General features: G+C 41.4%; 14 protein-coding genes and 1 pseudogene. 3 read left to right on the top strand and 12 right to left on the bottom strand.

The window, feature by feature from the left end; translation table 11 throughout:
- Positions 1-65: 65 nt before the first annotated feature.
- The 10 genes from F1E73_RS14455 to F1E73_RS14410 form a co-directional block, all read right to left on the bottom strand.
- Positions 66-1,652, bottom strand: a complete 1,587-nt coding sequence (locus F1E73_RS14455; protein ID WP_086476525.1) for an NADP-dependent glyceraldehyde-3-phosphate dehydrogenase — start codon at positions 1,650-1,652, stop codon at positions 66-68.
- 389 nt (positions 1,653-2,041) lie between these two features.
- On the bottom strand, positions 2,042-3,295 hold the full coding sequence (gene ilvA / locus F1E73_RS14450) for a threonine ammonia-lyase IlvA (RefSeq protein WP_150452300.1): 1,254 nt from the start codon (positions 3,293-3,295) through the stop codon (positions 2,042-2,044).
- A gap of 69 nt (positions 3,296-3,364) precedes the next feature.
- Entirely contained in the window at positions 3,365-4,840 is a 1,476-nt protein-coding gene (gene ilvC / locus F1E73_RS14445; protein ID WP_086476527.1) for a ketol-acid reductoisomerase, read from the bottom strand.
- A 45-nt stretch (positions 4,841-4,885) separates the two neighbouring features.
- Positions 4,886-5,410: an acetolactate synthase small subunit gene (gene ilvN, locus F1E73_RS14440; RefSeq protein ID WP_086476528.1), complete on the bottom strand. Its 525-nt coding sequence runs from the start codon at positions 5,408-5,410 to the stop codon at positions 4,886-4,888.
- 254 nt (positions 5,411-5,664) lie between these two features.
- Positions 5,665-7,398 carry a biosynthetic-type acetolactate synthase large subunit gene (ilvB, locus tag F1E73_RS14435; protein ID WP_176328462.1) on the bottom strand — a complete coding sequence of 578 codons (1,734 nt, stop codon included), beginning with the start codon at positions 7,396-7,398 and terminating at the stop codon, positions 5,665-5,667.
- 76 nt (positions 7,399-7,474) lie between these two features.
- Positions 7,475-9,157 (bottom strand): dihydroxy-acid dehydratase, encoded by a 1,683-nt coding sequence (gene ilvD / locus F1E73_RS14430; RefSeq protein ID WP_086476530.1) that lies wholly within the window; start codon positions 9,155-9,157, stop codon positions 7,475-7,477.
- Positions 9,158-9,586: 429 nt separating this feature from the next.
- Positions 9,587-10,423, bottom strand: coding sequence for a 5-oxoprolinase subunit C family protein (locus F1E73_RS14425; protein ID WP_150452299.1), 837 nt, complete (start codon positions 10,421-10,423; stop codon positions 9,587-9,589).
- Positions 10,416-11,153 carry a 5-oxoprolinase subunit PxpB gene (pxpB, locus tag F1E73_RS14420; RefSeq protein ID WP_086476532.1) on the bottom strand — a complete coding sequence of 246 codons (738 nt, stop codon included), beginning with the start codon at positions 11,151-11,153 and terminating at the stop codon, positions 10,416-10,418. Before pxpB ends, F1E73_RS14425 begins: the two co-directional genes overlap by 8 nt.
- Positions 11,150-11,893 (bottom strand): 5-oxoprolinase subunit PxpA, encoded by a 744-nt coding sequence (gene pxpA, locus F1E73_RS14415; protein WP_086476533.1) that lies wholly within the window; start codon positions 11,891-11,893, stop codon positions 11,150-11,152. The genes pxpB and pxpA overlap by 4 nt, the downstream gene beginning before the upstream one ends.
- The gene (locus tag F1E73_RS14410; RefSeq protein ID WP_086476534.1) at positions 11,893-13,086 is read right to left on the bottom strand and encodes an Nramp family divalent metal transporter; all 1,194 of its coding nucleotides are present in this window, start codon (positions 13,084-13,086) and stop codon (positions 11,893-11,895) included. The genes pxpA and F1E73_RS14410 overlap by 1 nt, the downstream gene beginning before the upstream one ends.
- Positions 13,087-13,623: 537 nt before the next feature.
- Between F1E73_RS14410 and F1E73_RS14405 the strand changes: the two genes are divergently transcribed.
- Positions 13,624-14,067, top strand: a complete 444-nt coding sequence (locus tag F1E73_RS14405; RefSeq protein ID WP_150452298.1) for a hypothetical protein — start codon at positions 13,624-13,626, stop codon at positions 14,065-14,067.
- A 144-nt stretch (positions 14,068-14,211) separates the two neighbouring features.
- Here F1E73_RS14405 and F1E73_RS14400 read toward each other — a convergent pair whose 3' ends face one another.
- Positions 14,212-16,719 (bottom strand): ABC transporter permease, encoded by a 2,508-nt coding sequence (locus tag F1E73_RS14400; protein WP_150452301.1) that lies wholly within the window; start codon positions 16,717-16,719, stop codon positions 14,212-14,214.
- Between the two features lie 50 nt (positions 16,720-16,769).
- Positions 16,770-17,459 carry an ABC transporter ATP-binding protein gene (locus F1E73_RS14395; RefSeq protein ID WP_086476537.1) on the bottom strand — a complete coding sequence of 230 codons (690 nt, stop codon included), beginning with the start codon at positions 17,457-17,459 and terminating at the stop codon, positions 16,770-16,772.
- Between the two features lie 78 nt (positions 17,460-17,537).
- On the opposite strand from F1E73_RS14395, the gene F1E73_RS14390 reads away from it, so the two are divergent.
- Together F1E73_RS14390 and F1E73_RS14385 are read left to right on the top strand one after the other, a co-directional pair.
- Entirely contained in the window at positions 17,538-18,230 is a 693-nt protein-coding gene (locus tag F1E73_RS14390) for an arylesterase (RefSeq protein WP_086476538.1), read from the top strand.
- A gap of 133 nt (positions 18,231-18,363) precedes the next feature.
- Positions 18,364-18,609 (top strand): annotated as a pseudogene (locus F1E73_RS14385) (DUF1275 family protein); the annotation flags it as partial.
- Positions 18,610-18,667: the final 58 nt, after the last annotated feature.

Here is an 18,667-nt window from a genome sequence, read left to right as displayed (position 1 = left end):
AACTAAGAGACCTGTTGGATGATCATCCAACAGGTCTCTCTTAACTTAGCTAAAGTGGTATTAGGCTATAAAATGTAATCGGTGCTTATAAAATTCGATAATTTAGCCTCCAATAGTTGTTCAACGGTAGCAGTGTTAAGCTCATTGTCTTTAAATGCTACAAAGGTCCTTACCGAGAACGATCGCAAAGCATCGTAAACACTCAAGGTAGCTTGTGCAGAATCCTTTCTTCCCGTAAAGGGGTATACATCGGGTCCACGCTGGCAAGAGCTATTAAGATTCACACGGCACACTAAGTTCACCAAGGTATCAATTAAGGGCGCAATGGCATAAATATCCTTCCCAAATAAACTTACTTGTTGTCCGTAGTTAGACTCGGCCATATCGTCTAGTGGCTCCTCTATATCTTTAAAAGTAAGAACAGGGATCACAGGACCAAACTGCTCTTCCTGGTATACCCTCATGCTCTTATCTACAGGGAATAACACTGCCGGCCAAATGTAATTGTCCATGTGTTGCCCGCCTTTTTCATTAAGGACGCTAGCCCCCTTCTCCACAGCATCATCAATCAATTCCTGAATATAGGCTGGCTTCCCCGGTTCTGGCAGGGGAGTGAGTTTTACACCCTCTTCCCATGGATTTCCAAATTTAAGGGCATCTACTCTTTCGGCAAATCGCTTGTTAAATTCGCTGGCGATATCCTCGTGCACATAGATTACTTTTAGCGCGGTACAACGCTGCCCATTAAAAGAAAGGGTTCCTGCAATACACTCATCAATGGTAAGGTCTAAATCAGCATCTGGAAGGATTATAGCCGGATTTTTGGCTTCCAACCCAAGTACTAATCGCAGTCTATTGCTCTTTGGATGCTGATTTTGAAGTGCATTTGCAGATTTACTGTTTCCAATTAGGGCAAGGACTTCAACTTTTCCTGTTTGCATAATAGGTCCGGCTACAGCCCTCCCCCGTCCAAAGACAATATTGACCACACCTTTTGGGAAACTACTCTGAAAAGCCTCTAGAAGAGGTGTAATAAGCAATACCCCATGCTTTGCTGGCTTAAAAATAGTGGTGTTCCCCATTATAATTGCCGGGATCAGCAAGGCAAAGGTTTCATTTAATGGATAGTTATAAGGTCCTAAGCAGAGAACTACTCCTAGCGGCCCTCTTCTAATATGGGCGTACACCCCATCGTGCTTCTCAAATTTGGCGGCAGCACGGTCCATATTCTTTAAATCTTCCATGGTATCCTCAATGTATTCCACGGTACGATCGAACTCTTTTTGGGAATCTGCCAAAGACTTACCAATTTCCCACATCAATAGTTTTACAACTTCATCGCGTTTGGTCTTCATTTTTTCCACAAAGGCCTCCATACATTCTAACCTTTCACGAACATGCATAGTTGGCCAAATTCCTTGGCCTTTGTTATAGGCTTTATAGGCAGCATCCAATGCTTCCATAGCCTCTTTCTCCCCCATATCCGGGATAGATCCCAATAAGGTGGGCGCATAGGTTTCCGTAGCGGAAATGGTAGAGTACACCTCGGTAGTCTGACCATTCCATTTCTTTAATTCCCCATTAATCAAATACTCCTTTTGGTGAATTTCAGAGGTAATCTGGAATTCCTCAGGTATGATTGTTTTACTCATACGTTTACTTTTAAATATTGTTATGGTAGCTTAAAAACTACTTTGATTGTACTAAATTAGTAAATGTGGTTTTCAAAAAATAATAAAAAATCCCGCTTGCTTGGCCAGATAAGACCGAAAACGGTTTCGCTTATTGAAAAATAATAAAAATGCGCCAAATTGTTACTATAATGAGACGCCGATTGGCCAAGAACCACCCTTGGTTCATAAAATTGAATTGTAGAATTTCACCAATGGCTGTTTTAAACCACCAAGGCAAATAAGACTTCTAATAAGAAAGGCAGTAAGGTGCTTAGCTTGCCGTCACTTTTTAGTAAGTCTACTATAAAACCTGCCCCCTTATCCAGGAAGCAGGGGTATTGTATAAAAGAAATGCTTACTTATAAATCTTAGATCAGATATTCAAAAAGATCTGGCTTATCGTTTATATATTCCCCGAAAAAGTTATTCTCTTTCATTCGCTTTATCAGGGGGGCCAAATCTTCTGGTCTGCTTAGTTCTATGCCCACTACGGCCGGGGCGTTTTCACGACTCGATTTTTTTGAGTATTCAAAATGGGTAATGTCATCGGTTGGACCTAAAATTTCGGCAACAAACTGTTTTAACGCGCCTGGACGCTGAGGGAAACGTACTATAAAGTAGTGTTTCAACTTCCCATAAAGCAGGGCTCGTTCTTTAATTTCTGCGGTTCTGGTAATATCATTGTTACTACCACTAACTATACAGACAACATTTTTACCTTTAATTTCTTCCTTATAGGTATCTAGAACCGCTAGGGTAAGTGCTCCCGCAGGTTCCACCACAATAGCATCCCTATTGTAAAGGTCTAGAATGGTTTGGCATACCTTTCCTTCTGGAACGGTAACCATATCGTGCAGATACTCCTTACAGATAGCAAAGGTAAGGTCCCCTACCCGCTTTACTGCAGCCCCATCAATAAACTTATCTATTTTCCCCAATTCGGTATTTTCTCCACGCTCTATGGAGGTTTTCATGGAAGGCGCGCCTTCTGGCTCTACCCCAATAATCTTCGTCTGTGGAGAAAGGGCGTTAAAAACCGCACACAGCCCAGAGGCCAATCCACCACCACCTACGGCTACAAACAGATAATCTATGGGTGCCTTAGATTGCTCCAAGATTTCCAATCCCACCGTTGCTTGTCCCTCTATGGTCTTAGGATCATCAAAAGGATGGATAAAGGTTTTGTTATTTTGGGTGCAAAATTCCTTGGCTGCCTGGGAAGAATCGTCAAAAGTATCTCCTTCTAGGACTACGCATACCCATTCGCCACCAAATAGCTTTGTTTGCTCCACTTTTTGCTTGGGCGTTACGGAGGGCATATAAATAGTTCCATTAATGCCCAAATGGTTACAGGCAAATGCTACCCCTTGTGCGTGGTTTCCCGCGCTAGCACACACCACCCCATTTACCAGTTGTTGGGGGTCCAAAGAAGAAATCTTATTGAATGCCCCTCTTATTTTATAACTTCGGACACGGTGTAGGTCTTCCCGTTTTAATAATATATTGGCACCAAGAGCCCTAGAGTAACGAATACTCTGAATTAACGGAGTTATGTCCGCTACTTGACGAATCGTAATTGCCGCCTTTTGGACATCTTCAATTTTGGGTAAATACGAACTCATTTAATTTTAAAAAAAAGAAGACCTGTCCAGTTTAAAAACCCGACAGGTCTTACCATTGTTTACTATAAGTTATACAATAGGTTTCATTGCGGTCATAGAAGCACGTAAACGCGCCCCTACAATCTCAACTGGGTGCTCACGTAGCGCCTTGTTCACAGCGATAAGCTTAGCATTGTCTACACCTAGATGTTTTTCATCTCCAAATTTCTTACCAATAACATCCGTGTCAATCTTCGTCATAAAGTCGGCCAACAACGGCTTACAAGCATGATCGAATAAATAACAACCGTACTCTGCCGTATCGGATATTACTCTGTTCATTTCAAATAATTTCTTTCTGGCAATGGTGTTGGCGATCAAAGGAGTTTCATGCAAGGACTCGTAATAAGCAGATTCTGCAATTATTCCAGACTCTGTCATGGCTTCGAAGGCCAATTCTACACCGGCACGTACCATGGCTACCATTAATACCCCATGGTCATAATACTCTTGCTCTGAAATTTCGTCGGATCCAGCTGGAGTTTTCTCAAAAGCTGTTTCTCCGGTAGCTGCTCTCCAAGTCAATAGATCTTTATCATCATTGGCCCAGTCTTCCATCATTGTTTTGGAGAAATGTCCGCTCATAATATCGTCCATATGCTTGTGGAAAAGCGGACGCATAATGTCTTTTAGCTCTTCAGAAAGCTCAAAAGCCTTTATTTTGGCAGGATTGGACAAACGATCCATCATATGGGTAATTCCACCATACTTTAATCCTTCGGTAATGGTTTCCCATCCGTACTGTATCAATTTAGAAGCGTAGCCTGGCTCAACCCCTTTCTCCACCATCTTATCAAAACAAAGAATGGAACCGGTTTGCAACAATCCACAAAGGATAGTCTGCTCTCCCATAAGGTCCGATTTTACTTCGGCAACGAAAGAAGACTCTAATACACCTGCCTTATGTCCGCCTGTAGCAACCGCATAGGCTTTAGCTTGTGCCAATCCCTTTCCTTCGGGATCATTATCTGGGTGTACAGCAATTAGAGTAGGTACTCCAAAGCCTCTTTTAAACTCTTCCCTAACCTCGGATCCAGGACATTTTGGGGCTACCATTATTACGGTAATATCCTTTCTAACTTCCATGCCCTCTTCCACAATATTAAATCCGTGAGAGTAGGATAAGGTAGCTCCTTTTTTCATTAGTGGCATAATCGCGGAAACTACTGCCGTATGCTGCTTGTCTGGTGTTAAATTAATGACTAGATCTGCCGTTGGGATCAATTCTTCGTAGGTCCCTACGTTAAAACCGTTCTCAGTAGCGTTAACATAAGACTGTCTTTTTTCTTTAATAGCCGCCTCCCTAAGCGTATAAGAAATATCCAATCCGGAATCGCGCATATTCAATCCTTGGTTTAACCCTTGGGCTCCACATCCTACGATTACAATTTTTTTACCTTTTAAGGCCGATACTCCATCAGAAAATTCTGTAGATTCCATAAACCTACATTGTCCCAATTGAATTAATTGCTCCCTTAATGATAGCGTATTAAAATAATTTGTCATTTTCTTAACTCGATTTATTATCCTGACAGCTGCCAGGGTTCCTATTTATTGATTAAACTCATTTATTAATGCCGAAATCTGCATCTCGGCTTTGGAAACTGCAATTCTTCCAGAGCGAACAAATTGCATGATCCCATAAGGTTTTAATTGCTGGTACATTTCCTCTATTTCGTTCCTTCTACCGCTTTTTGCCAACACAAAAAAATCTCTAGATACGGTAACGATCTGGGAATTGCTTTCCTTAATTATATTTTGGATCTGACGCTCATCGAATAATAAACTCGACTTCACCTTAAATAAAGCGGATTCCTGATAGATGATCTCTTCATCCGTATGATAAAAAGCTTTGATCACCTCGATCTGTTTCTCTACCTGTCCAACAATATTACGTACCCAATCTTCTGTGGTATATACCACTATAGTGAACTTGGATACATTTTCTATTTCTGATTTTGAAACATTTAAACTCTCTATGTTTATATGTCGCTTTAAGAATATACCAGATATTCTATTCAGTAATCCTACGCTATTTTCGGAGTATACTGAGATCGTTATCCACTTTTTTTCCATCTCCTAAACTCTTGCCCCGTTGCTATCTATGGCAACATTCAGGGCAGTTTTAATTATTATTTATTTTTTATCTCTTAACTACGGCACACCATCTTTTGGACAACCCTTAGGGCTTTACTAGTAAAATCTTATAAAACTTACCTCAGTAGCATGGGGATACCCAGCTTTTATGATCCGATGTAGACGTCTATAGACTATAAGGTAAAAGTCCCCATGATTGGTTAAAATGCCCAACTATTGGTGCGTACCTATGCTTATTTTAATCTAATGTCCGAAACCGAAGCTCCTGACGGAATCATAGGGAAGACATTGTCTTCTTTCTCTACACGCACCTCCAGGAAATAAGCGTCTTTAGATGCCATCATTTCCGCTACCGTGGCCTTAAGGTCTTTTCGCTCACTTACTTGTTTTGCTTGAATCCCGTAGCCTTCGGCAATCTTAATGAAATCTGGATTCACCATTACGGTAGAGGCATATCTGCTTTCGAAAAACAATTCTTGCCACTGACGTACCATACCAAGGTGTTCATTATTAAGCACCACAATTTTAACTGGGGTCTTGTTTTGAAAAATGGTCCCCAACTCCTGAATAGTCATTTGGTAACCACCATCACCGATAATAGCCACTACTTCGCGATCCATTGCGCCCATTTTGGCCCCTATGGCTGCTGGTAGTGCAAAGCCCATGGTTCCCAGACCTCCAGAAGTTACGTTACTTTTGGTCTGCTTAAATTTGGCATATCGGCAAGCGATCATTTGATGCTGCCCTACATCCGAAACGATGATAGCCTTGTGATCTGAAGCAATATTAATCTCCTCCAAAACCTCGGCCATGGTCAGTTTTTCCTTAGTAGGATACACATCGTTTTTAATAACCTCTTCGAACTCTATTTTATACTTTTCTTTAAAGACGTTATGCCAAGCTTTATGTTCATTATTATTTACAAGTGGCAGCAAGAGCTCCAAGGTTACCTTGGCGTCTCCCAATACGGCCACATCGGCCTTCACATTTTTGTTTATCTCTGCGGGATCAATGTCAAAATGGATAATTTTCGCTTGTTTGGCGTAGGTATCCAATCTACCCGTAACCCGGTCATCAAATCGCATCCCGATAGCGATTAACACATCGCACTCATTGGTTAGCAAGTTAGGTCCATAGTTACCATGCATCCCAACCATCCCCACGTTTAAGGGGTGTTCGGTATCCATTGCAGAAAGCCCCAAAACGGTCCAAGCTGCAGGGATTCCCGCTTTTTCTACCAAGGCTTTTAATTGCTCCTCTGCCTCTCCCAAAATTACTCCTTGTCCAAATACAATCAGGGGCTTTTTAGCCGCGTTGATCAATTCGGCAGCAATTTCGATCGATTTAAGATCTGGGGTTGGGTACGGGTTATAACTACGTACTCCCTTACATGGCTCATAACTAAAATCGAACTCCTCAAACTGAGCATTCTTAGTGATGTCTACCAATACCGGTCCTGGTCTCCCAGACCTAGCCAAATAGAAAGCCTTTGCCAATACTTTAGGAATATCGGCAGCCTCGGTAACCTGACAGTTCCATTTAGTAACTGGGGTTGAAATACCAATAATATCCGTCTCTTGAAAAGCATCGGACCCCAATAATTCCCGGGGTACTTGTCCTGTTATACACACCATAGGGGTAGAATCTATCTGAGCATCTGCCAACCCTGTTACCAAGTTGGTTGCTCCTGGTCCAGAAGTAGCTACGGCCACTCCTACCTTACCAGTGACTCTTGCGTACCCTTGCGCCGCATGGGTAGCACCTTGTTCATGACGTGTAAGAACATGGGTTAATTTATCCTGAAATTTATACAGTTCGTCATATAGCGGCATAATTGCCCCACCAGGGTAACCATATATTAATTCTATCCCTTCAGCCAATAGGCAATGGATAATAGCTTCGGCACCACTAATCCTAAGGGTCTCCTTTTTTTCTGATTTTGCCTTCTCCTTTTTCAATGTTTCCATAATCACAAACCTAATCGGTTAACATATTGGTATTTCTACCTTTAAATTTCCTTGTACGGAAAATAGTTGTTTACAGTTAAAATTCATCTGTAATACACCCTTTGGATGCAGACGATACTGTTTTTGCATATTTATAGAGGACACCACGTTTAAACTTTAGTTCTGGTGCTGTCCAGTTTGCTCTTCTTTTCTCTAATTCTTCTTCCGAAATCTCAATATTTATAGTGTTTTTCACGGCATCAATGGTAATGATATCCCCATCTTCCACTAAGGCAATATTACCTCCATCCTGAGCTTCCGGTGCTACGTGACCCACAACAAAACCGTGTGACCCACCAGAGAAACGACCATCTGTAATTAAAGCAACATCTTTCCCCAGGCCTGCTCCCATAATAGAGGAGGTTGGTTTAAGCATCTCCGGCATTCCGGGTCCACCTTTAGGTCCTTCATAACGAATGATAACCACATCGCCTTTTTTAACCTCACCGTTTTTAATTCCCTCATTTACAGCATCTTCCCCGTCAAAAACATTGGCAGTCCCTTTAAAATAAAGTCCTTCTTTACCAGTAATTTTAGCAACAGCCCCTTCGGTGGCCAAGTTTCCAAAGAGAATTCTAATATGTCCTGTCTCCTTAATGGGCTTGTCCAAGGTACTTATAACATCCTGACCTTCAATTAAGTTTGGTACGTCTTTTAAGTTTTCTGCCAAGGTTTTCCCAGTAACTGTTAAACAGTCGCCGTGAAGCATATCGTTTTCTAACAAGTATTTTAATACCCCAGGAATTCCACCCACCTTGTGTAATTCTTCCATAGAATATTTACCACTTGGCTTTAAATCTGCCAACAAAGGTGTATTATCACTAATTCGTTTAAAGTCTTCTAAATCAAATTCGATATTGGCTGCTTTCGCAATGGCCAAGAAGTGAAGTACTGCATTGGTAGATCCCCCAAGGACAGTAACCAATCTAAAGGCATTTTCCAAAGATTTTTTGGTTACGATATCGGAAGGTTTTATATCTCTTTCCAATAACAATCGCAATGCTTCCCCTGCCCTTACAGACTCTTGCTCTTTTAATTTATCCGAGCTTACAGCCGGATTGGAGGAGTTAAAAGGAAGCGACATCCCCAAGGCTTCAATCGCAGACGCCATGGTGTTAGCGGTGTACATACCTCCGCAAGCACCTGCACCTGGACAAGCCTTATGGATAACCTCTTGGAATTCTGACTCATCTATGGTTCCTGCAACCTTTTGACCATACGCCTCGAATGCAGAAATAATATCTAATTTTTTCCCGTTATGGCATCCAGATGCAATGGTACCCCCATAGACCAAAATAGACGGCCTATTTAAACGTAGCATTGCCATTAAGGCACCTGGCATATTTTTATCACAACCTACAACAGTAATTAATCCATCGTAACTCATCCCTTCTACCACGGTTTCCATGGAGTCTGCAATAATATCCCTAGAGGGCAAGGAGAATCGCATCCCCGGAGTTCCGTTGGCAATACCATCACTAACTCCTATTGTATTAAAAATCAACCCGATCAATCCAGCATTTTCAGTCCCCTTCTTAATATGCGTAGCCAAATCATTTAAATGCATATTACAGGGATTGCCCTCATAACCAGTACTTCCTATACCAATTAATGGTTTTTTTAAATCTTCGTCCGTTAAACCAATTGCGTGCAACATAGCTTGAGCTGCGGGCAAACTGGGATCCTGAGTTACTTTTTTACTAAATTTATTTAATTCCATTGAACTATTTCTATCAATTTTTATACAGTACTTAATACAATACGACTTCCAAAGATAAATTAATAAAATCCCCTAAATTCCCAACCAATGGGAATGATTTAAATTCAGCAACACCAATAACCACTTAATAGACTAATAATCAGTTACTTAACGTTACAATTCCTATCATATTCAGTAGGATTTTATTCTTCTTTTTTTCAATATTCCCAAGGTACACTTAGGGGTTATTTTTACCTTCGATAAGGTGCAATTAAAAAGCCTGTATCTTTTTTATCTGATACAGGCTTTTTTTTAAAAAAAATAAAAACAAATCCGCATCATCCCCTCTAAGGGATAATAATGATCACATTAATGATGCTGTTGTTTATTTTCATAATGGTAAAATTAGGTATTAAATTTAAAACCACAAAAAAATCTTTAAAATTAATACTATAGTTTAAATCGGATAGTATCTCCCGATTTTTTCTGGGCCAATAGACCGATGGCTTTATCTGATAGCTGTAATATTCTAGGGTATCCCCCTGTGGTCTGCCCGTCCATCATCAGGATAATTAATTTCCCTGATGGGGTTAACTGAACGGTACCAGGCAAGGTGGCAGAAGTAAGCATGGACAAGTCACTACCTGTTATGGTCTCATTTAACTGATACGCCATCCTGTTGTTTTGGTTAGCAACAGTAAATTCCCGAGCAAACAGTTCTTTCAGCTGCCCATCTGTCAATTCCCCAAACTCCGGCCCGTGAAATACTTTTAGACTCTCTTTTGCAAGTCCAGAATCGACTTTCATTTCGGAAATCTTAGGTGAAAAATCGGTTATAGGGTCATAAGGCAATTCCACCATATCTTTTATGGAACTGAATTCCGTTATTGGGAAGTAAAAAGACCTACTCCCTAAAACAGCGGGGGTTTTAAAACCATTCTTGATCCCTAAATAGGCTCTAAATCCGCCTTCTAGCTTACCATAGGATAGCACATCCCCTTTTTCAATTTTTATAACCGTATAGTTGGAGACAGGCGAATCGTTTATTGAGGCCGACATAAGGGCTCCACCGAGGGCAATATAAGTTTCTTCGGAAAACTCCAGGGTAGGTCCGGTCATGGTTATTTCCAATACGGCCGCTGTCTCCTCGTTTTCTAGGAGGGCGTTTACTTTAGATACTGCATTGGCATCCATCACTCCAGAAACCGGTACTCCTTTATCCCTAAAGCCAAATCTTCCATTATCCTGAACTGTGGAGAAAAAACCAGGTTTTATAATTTTAAGCATCCAACTCTAATTTTTCAATTTTATAAATTCCCACTTCATTTTCAATGAGCTGTAGTTGATACTCCCCCTTTGAGATGGGATAAAACTGTATTTTATCGCCCACCTTAACAAAGCAGGGATCGTCCTTACTGGAATTGAACATGGGCACTCCACAACTACCAATTATATTCCACCCCCCGGGGGACTCTTGCGGATAGATTCCGGTCTGTTTTCCGGCAAGTGCAACTGCTCCCCTAGAAACCTTGGGCCGTGGTGTTGCTTTTCTGGGCACCTCTAAAGCCGCCGGGAGTCCTCCTAAATACATAAATCCAGGCAAAAACCCTATACCATAGACGGTGTATACAGAAGAGGTGTGCAGCTTAATTATTTCCTCTACAGAAAGCTGTAACTGACGAGCAATATCCTTTAGGTCTATTCCAAATTCCTCCTCGTAGCAAACGGGAAGCCTCCATAAACTTCTACCTTTTAAGGGTACCACAGTTTTGCTTTGATACCATTTCAATATTTGCGCTTTCAACTCAGCGTAATCTAGATTCTGCTTCCTAGAAACCAAGGTAAGCGAATTATAGGCAGGTATAAACTCCCACTCCGGTTCCCGCAAATGATTCTCTTTTAGGTAACGGACAAACTTTAGAATATCCAGCAATATATCCTCCTCCACTTTTTTAGGCCACTCTACCAAAAGGGCGTGGCGTCCAAACTGCCGGATTGATATCTTATAATTCTTCAATGTTTAGTAAAGATTTTATGCTTTGGTAACTCTTGGGAAAGATACGCTAATATTTGCAATGTTGCTGCTTCATCCCCATGAATACAATAGGTATCTGCCATTAATTTTATGGAGGACCCATCGATGGTTTTTACGGCTTTTTCCTTAACCATATAACTCAAATGCTGTAAAACGGCCTTAGGATCATCAATCATAGCATTGGGATGTTTTCTACCTACCAGGGACCCGTCCGGATTATAGTTTCTATCCATAAATCCTTCGTATTTCACCTTAAAGCCTTTAACTAGGGCCAATTCTCCCATTACTGACCGGTACGGCGCGTACAGCACTACTTCCTCCTTATATTCTTCAATGGCTAACAAAAAAATATTGGCCACCCTTTCTTCTATGGCAGCGTCATTATACAAAGCGCCATGGGGCTTTATATGGTCCAACGGAATTTGAAGCTCCGCTAGCACCCTTGCTAAGGTAGAAATTTGAGACTTAATACTATTAATTAGTTCTTGCTCTGGAAGCTCTATGGAAACACGTCCAAAGTTTTCCTTATCTGGATAGGATGGATGCGCCCCCACCAATACCTTATGCTCTTTGGCCAAGTCAGCTACCATTTTCATAGTCTGAACGTCTCCGGCGTGCCCGCCACAGGCAATATTACAAGATGAAATATAAGGCATTATCTGCGCCTCATTATTGGCTCCCTCTCCCAAATCGCAGTTAATGTCAATGGTGTAAACAGTCATTAAAAATATCCTAATACGGTTAAAATACTCCTAGCCCCTAAAACGATGGCCATACCTATAATTACAATGCCAAGGATGTTTTGAAATTTGGAATTGTGATGTCCTTGCATCACGGCTTTCAAATTTACCATCCATAAGAGGAACAAGGCAATAATAGGCAACAATAAGCCATTGGCCAATTGTGCTAGTTTAATTATTTCTATGGGCCTAATTCCAAAGGACATAAAAATTACTCCCATGGCAATAATCACCATCCACACCATTTTAAATCGCAGGTCTTTCATCCCTTCCTCCCATCCAAAACAGTTCTTAACCACGTAGGCGGCCGCTAGCGGAGCCGTTATGGCACTAGTGAGTCCGGCTGCAAAGAGCCCAACACCCATTATATACTTCGCTGCCTCTCCATAGAGTGGTTCTAGCCCTATGGCCATATCCATGGCAGTGACTATCTCTTTTAACGGAATCCCCGATGCTGTGATAATAATGGCCATAGACACCAATCCGCCTAAAACAACGGAAATCACCGTATCCCTCCTTGCCGCAGCTAGATCAGTTTTAGATTTCCATTTTTCACTCACCAAAGAAGCGTGCAAAAACAAATTATAAGGTACCACAGTAGTCCCTACCAAAGCTAGAATTGTGAGCAAACTCCCCTTGGGAATGGTGGGGACGAACATCCCCTTTAAAAGTTGCACCACATCTGGCTTGGTAATAATGGCAGTCAACAAAAAAGACAAGCTCATAATAACCACCAAGAGCACCAAAGTCCGTTCTAGGAATTTATAATTGCCCAAGTATAAAAGCACAAAGGCTACTATGCCCACTGCCAACGGATAAAAAGTAGAAAATCCTGAGCCAAAAACAGCCTCCAGGCCTAAGGAGGCCCCACCAATATTCCCCCCTTCATAAGCGGCATTACCAAGGACAATTGCCCCTAAAATTAAGCCTAAAACGGTATATCTAATCCACGAAACCTGCAATTGTCCCTTAATAACGGTGGCTAGTCCACTTTGGGTAACCACTCCTAACCTAGCTGCCATTTCCTGTAAGACCACCGTAGCAACAATAGATAAAATCATGGCCCACAAAAGCAGGAATCCAAATTGAGCCCCCGCCAAGGTACAGGCCGTAACAGTTCCTGGACCTATAAAGGCAGCTGCAACCAACATTCCAGGACCTACTTTACGAAACATATCCAGAAGAGTTTTGTGAATACTGCATAAAGAGCTAGTGATCCCTAAGCCCTAGCGTATAAAAATTATTAAAAGGTTTAAGTTTTGGAACCATAGGTATAGGTGTATGAGCCCGTAAACAAAAATATTCTTCTACTTGGAGAGCACCTTTTATTTCCCCCATGTTTTCCAAATTTAAAAACATCCAAAAAAACACGCTAAGGCCCGGCACTACGGTAACAGAATTATATTACTTAGGATACTGAAATCTTTGCAACGGAGCAATTAATAATCACTTTCCAAGTCAAATCCCTCAGGGCAGTCCCGCCTGAACAGTACGGGCAGGCATTCAAATTTCAGTTAGTGAGTAAATATAAATGTATATTATTTAAATAGGAAGATTGATAAAAATTAAAATAAAGTTTACACAAATCACATACTGATTAACAGAAAACCTGCAGTTCATCTAAAACTTGACATTTTAACTTCCTCCTTACATAATAATCACATAATATTGAGGTTATATTAATCCCAAACTAATTTTCTTAACCTACTCAAATGATCTGTTTAGAATGTAAAGAAAGACTTACTTATAGTGACTATAAAAATGCGATGGACCTTTTTGGATTAGCATTGTGTAAAAAACACAAATCCAGAGTGGAGAAAATAACCAAACTTAAAGGCACCCCCAAAGAGGCCATACGGTTATATTACGGTCTAAAGGATGCCGGCATGGATCCTACCCTAGAGTGGTGGGACGGTAAAAAATCCATTGATATAGCCATTTCCAGAGTACGGCTCAATATTGAAATAGACACGGAATACCATCGTATCTCCCACCAACAGGCTATTACTGATTTGGAAGAGGCGATGCACTCCTTTAAAAATGGCTTTACCACGATTAGGATTCCCCATGTCATCATCCAATTTTATTTTAAGGAGACTATACAAAATATCCTAGGCATAGCAGAAGGACTAAAAGCCAATATCAAGGCCATATAAGTCCCACAGCCATAACAATCCAACTAGGCCGACTAACTTATTTTCTAATAAAAGTTAAACCTATGGATTATAAAAAATAATGAGTTTGCACAAGCGGAGGGGTGTCCTAATAAGGTCGCCCATGATAGCGGCCAATCTAAAACGCTATCTAGCACCCCCCTCCTTCCTTAGCACATCTAAGGGCGGACTCAAAATTACGCTTCTGCTATTTAAAAGACCAATAAGCAGTACCAATAATACAATGGCAGGAAATAAAACTACAAAAGGCACCTTAGACGGCACAAAGGGGGCATCAAACATATACCATGCTAAGAGTTGACTCCCAAGTAACGAAAGCAATATCCCTGATAGACTGCCCAAAACTCCCAAATAAAGATACTCCAGTGCGTTTATCTTTAATATCTGACTGCTTTTAGCACCTAAGGTCCTAAGCAGTACACTTTCCCTAATCCGCTGATACTTACTAGTCCTAATGGCACCTATAAGAACAAGTATACCTGTAAGTATACTAAACAGGGCCATAAAATTAATGATCCAGGAAATTTTATTTAACAAGCCCTCTACCACATTCAGTATTTGCCTTAGGTCCAATACTGAGATATTGGGAAAATTGCGCACCAGATCTCGTTGCAAGTTAGCAGATTGTGCCTGAGTGGGAGCATTGGTGGTGAGCACCCTAAATTGAGGCGCACTCTCTAAAACCCCTTTGGGAAAAACAATGGTGAAATTTGGCTGCATTCTACTCCAATCTACACTTCTGATACTTGCTACCTTGGTCTTCATCACCACCCCTTGTACATTAAATATTATTTTATCGTCCAAACCAACTACGGCATCCCTCGCAAAATTGTCACTGACAGATATTGGGATCTCTTCCTCCCCGGCTACTTCTTTAATCCACACCCCAGACTCCAAAGTTTCTGAAGCGGTTAAACTATCGCGATAGGTCACCCTAAACTCATGGTTCAATATCCACCTTCTCACTTGGGTGGTGGTATCCTTCCGCAGTTGGTTCACGGGGGTTCCCTTTAGATTTTGAATCCTCATGGTAACAATGGGAATATCAACCAATACGGAAAGATCCTTGTTTCGAATAGCTCCCGATACAGCTTCGCGCTGATTGCTTTGAACGTCTAGTAGGATTATATTGGGACTATCTGCCTGCTTTTCCACACTGGTCTGTGCCAGCAAGAGATCCTTTGTAAAATATAACGTACTAATTAAAAAGGTGCCTACCCCGATAGATAATATTAGAATTAAAGTCTGATTCTGGGGTCGGAATAAATTTAATAAGCTTTGCCGTGCCGTAAAGCTCCAAGTAGAAGGAAAATAGAACTTTATTCCTCGCATTAAGAAATGGGCCACTGCAGCGAGTATCGCAAAGGTGGTTAATATCCCTGCAACAAATCCCATAGCATAACGCCAATCCCTTAATAGCCACAGGGAGAAGAGAAAAATAAAAACAAACACCCCTCCAGATACCAGGACACCAGACAAGGTAGAGGCAGACGCATTGTTATTTCCAATCCGCAAGGCTTGCAAAGGAGACACATATAGGGTTCCCATTAAGGGATATAGGGCAAACAAAATGGACATAAATACCCCTAAAGTCAAGCCCATGAAAATTGCTTGGGGCGCCCAAGACAGCTGAACCTCAACAGGTAACAATCCCTCCAAAATAATTGGAAACCCTTGTTGCAATAGCAAGCCTAATGCAGTCCCTAAAATTCCGCCCAACAGTCCTATCGCTGCAATTTGGGTTAAATAGATCAAGAAGGTCTGTCTTTTTGTGGCTCCCAAACACTTTAACACCGCTACGTTAGGTAATTTTCCTTTAATATAGACATGGATGGCGCTTGCTATTCCAATACAACCCAACAACAGCGCTATAAAAGCTACTAGATTAAGAAAATCGCCAAAATTCTGGTACCGACGCCCCAAATTTCTGCTGGTAGACAAATGGGTATCCAAGTCTGCCTCTTCGGTTCGCAGCATGGGGTTTAATGCTTTCTCCATGGCTTCCAGATTCTCCCCCGAATTGGCCAGAAAATAGTACTCGTATTTTAAACGGCTTCCCTGTTGTATCAATCCCGATTCTTCTATAAATCGATGCGGAATTACTACTGGCGGGGCAATGGAACTAAATACCGAGGAACTCCCCGGAATGGATTGGATAGCCCCTGCAATTGGCAGTACCACCTCCCCTACTTTTATACTATCCCCGGGAAATACTCCCAGCTGAAGCATAACAGTAGCATCTACCAAGGCCGCACCTTGTTCCTGATAGTGTAGGGCTGCCTCTTTAGGCTCTGTATCTATTTCTCCGTAAAATGGGAATCCACCTTCAATTCCTCTAATTTGCACCAGTTTAGAGCTACTATTATTCGTAAAAGCAACCATGGAGGGGAAGTTAACTTCCTTAGCATTGGCACCTCCCAAGGAGTCCATAATTTGCACAACCCGCTCATTGGGCAGTCCCCTACTATCTATTTTAAAGTCGGCTCCCATGAGGGATTTGGACTGTTGGCCAATATTTTTCTTAAGGTTATCTCCAAAAGACTGGATAGACACAACTGCGGCTATCCCAATAACAATAGATGCCATAAAAAGCACCAGCTTCCTGGCACTGGCTTTCCCATCGCGCCAAGCCATTTTTAATATCCACAGAAAGTTTGCTTTGGAGTAATTGTTTGGTTGCCTATTCACGATATGGATGGATTTTGGTCCTGAACTATCTTTCCGCCTTTTAATCGCATTTGATGCTGCGTCATTTCTGCCAACTCCATGTCGTGCGTAACTATTACCAAGGTAGTCCCGGTATCCACATTTAGATCGAACAGCAATTTTATAATTTTATCACCGGTCTTAGCATCTAGGTTCCCCGTAGGTTCATCGGCAAATAAAATAGTAGGTTTATTGGAAAACGCACGTGCCACCGCTACCCGCTGTTGTTCCCCGCCAGAGAGCTGGGAGGGATAGTGGTGTAAGCGACTTCCTAGACCTACCTTTTCCATTAGCTCAACCCCTACTTTTGAGGCGTTTTTAGCACCCTGCAACTCCAAGGGAACCACCACATTTTCTAAAGCCGTCAGTGTTGGTAACAACTGGAAATCCTGAAAAACAAACCCCACTTCCCTACTCCTAAGTAAGGCCCGTTCATCTTCGCTCAATGCTCCCAAATCCGTTCCACAGAGTTCAATACTCCCTGTATCGGCCCTATCCAGACCGGCACAAAGCCCCAGTAAAGTGGTTTTACCACTGCCTGAAGGCCCTACGATGGAAAAGGTGCTGCCCTTTTCAATATCAAAAGTAATCTCTTGTAATACCGGAAGCTCTTTAGAACCACTGGTGTAGGATTTCCCTAGTTTGCGTACGTTTAATATCTTTGTCATTATTCTTCTAAAGTTGCTTTTCCCTTTTATTGCAATAAGGCAAAATAAGAAAATGATTTGAATTAAATCCAATGTCACATGCGTAGTCTGTTAAGCTTTTGTTATTTATTTACCTTATCCCTATTGATATCCTGTGGGGAAAAATCACCAAAAAAATCTGAGGATGTCGAGGTGACTACCAAGCAGGAGGATACAGCCACCTCCCCTACCACGGACCAAAAAACTATTTTATTCTATGGAAACAGTCTTACCGCAGGTATGGGGTTAGATCCTACCGAAGCCTTTCCCGAATTAATACAGAAAAAACTGGATTCATTGGGATTTAAATACCAGGTAATTAATGCTGGTCTAAGCGGAGAAACATCGGCCAGCGGTAAGAACAGGGTTTCTTGGGTACTGAAGCAAAAAGTAGACGTATTTGTTTTGGAACTGGGTGCCAATGACGGATTAAGAGGGATCCCCCTCCAGGAAACCCGTACCAATTTGCAAGCTATAATAGATACGGTAAAGGATATAAATCCAGAAACAGTCATTATTTTAGCTGGGATGCAGATTCCTCCCAATATGGGACCAGAATACACTAAGGAATTTAGAGAGCTTTTTCCCCAATTAGCTAAGGAAAACAATTTGCCTCTAATTCCATTTTTGTTGAAAGATGTGGCGGGTGTTCCCGAACTAAACCAAGCAGATGGAATTCACCCTACCGCAGAGGGACAGCGTATAATAGCCAAGAATATATGGCCCATTATCGAGAAATCGATATCTAAGTAGTGCCCTAAAACCACTACCCTCCAAAAGATTATAAAATATTAAACATGGTCCTAACAGGGACTGTGTACAAATTTCATATATTAACAACTCCGATCTATCTCTACCCTATGGAATTTATTAGAATTAAGTAGAAATGTTTAGACATCAAGGTAAAAAAAGAACTGCCAAACACAATTTAAAAATTGCCACCTTACTTTCTTTTATTGCAGGAGTTGTAAACGTTACGGGCTTTTTGTCTATCCACAAACTCACTACCAACGTAACGGGGCATTTTGCTTTTTTTATTGATGAAATACATAGGTGGGAACCCTGGAAGGGAATGATTTATTTACTCTATATCCTTGCTTTTCTAGTGGGTTCTTTTGCAAGCAGTGCCTTAACCCGCATTATTCACCAAGAGTTTTTTCTTCAAGGAATTTGAGGATAAATTTTGCATT

The organism is Arenibacter lacus, from assembly GCF_008711145.1.
GTDB classification, from domain to species: domain Bacteria; phylum Bacteroidota; class Bacteroidia; order Flavobacteriales; family Flavobacteriaceae; genus Arenibacter; species Arenibacter amylolyticus.
The sequence above is the reverse complement of the archived record's forward strand: the minus strand, read 5'-3'. Positions and strand labels throughout refer to the sequence as shown.

Coding starts and splice junctions, on each gene's coding strand:
- ilvC (WP_086476527.1), bottom strand. CDS start 4,840: ATGACAAATTATTTTAATACGCTATCATTAAGGGAGCAATTAATTCAA.
- ilvN (WP_086476528.1), bottom strand. CDS start 5,410: ATGGAAAAAAAGTGGATAACGATCTCAGTATACTCCGAAAATAGCGTA.
- ilvB (WP_176328462.1), bottom strand. CDS start 7,398: ATGGAAACATTGAAAAAGGAGAAGGCAAAATCAGAAAAAAAGGAGACC.
- ilvA (WP_150452300.1), bottom strand. CDS start 3,295: ATGAGTTCGTATTTACCCAAAATTGAAGATGTCCAAAAGGCGGCAATT.
- F1E73_RS14410 (WP_086476534.1), bottom strand. CDS start 13,086: ATGTTTCGTAAAGTAGGTCCTGGAATGTTGGTTGCAGCTGCCTTTATA.
- F1E73_RS14405 (WP_150452298.1), top strand. CDS start 13,624: ATGATCTGTTTAGAATGTAAAGAAAGACTTACTTATAGTGACTATAAA.
- F1E73_RS14395 (WP_086476537.1), bottom strand. CDS start 17,459: ATGACAAAGATATTAAACGTACGCAAACTAGGGAAATCCTACACCAGT.
- F1E73_RS14400 (WP_150452301.1), bottom strand. CDS start 16,719: ATGGCTTGGCGCGATGGGAAAGCCAGTGCCAGGAAGCTGGTGCTTTTT.
- F1E73_RS14425 (WP_150452299.1), bottom strand. CDS start 10,423: ATGCTTAAAATTATAAAACCTGGTTTTTTCTCCACAGTTCAGGATAAT.
- ilvD (WP_086476530.1), bottom strand. CDS start 9,157: ATGGAATTAAATAAATTTAGTAAAAAAGTAACTCAGGATCCCAGTTTG.
- pxpA (WP_086476533.1), bottom strand. CDS start 11,893: ATGACTGTTTACACCATTGACATTAACTGCGATTTGGGAGAGGGAGCC.
- F1E73_RS14390 (WP_086476538.1), top strand. CDS start 17,538: ATGCGTAGTCTGTTAAGCTTTTGTTATTTATTTACCTTATCCCTATTG.
- F1E73_RS14455 (WP_086476525.1), bottom strand. CDS start 1,652: ATGAGTAAAACAATCATACCTGAGGAATTCCAGATTACCTCTGAAATT.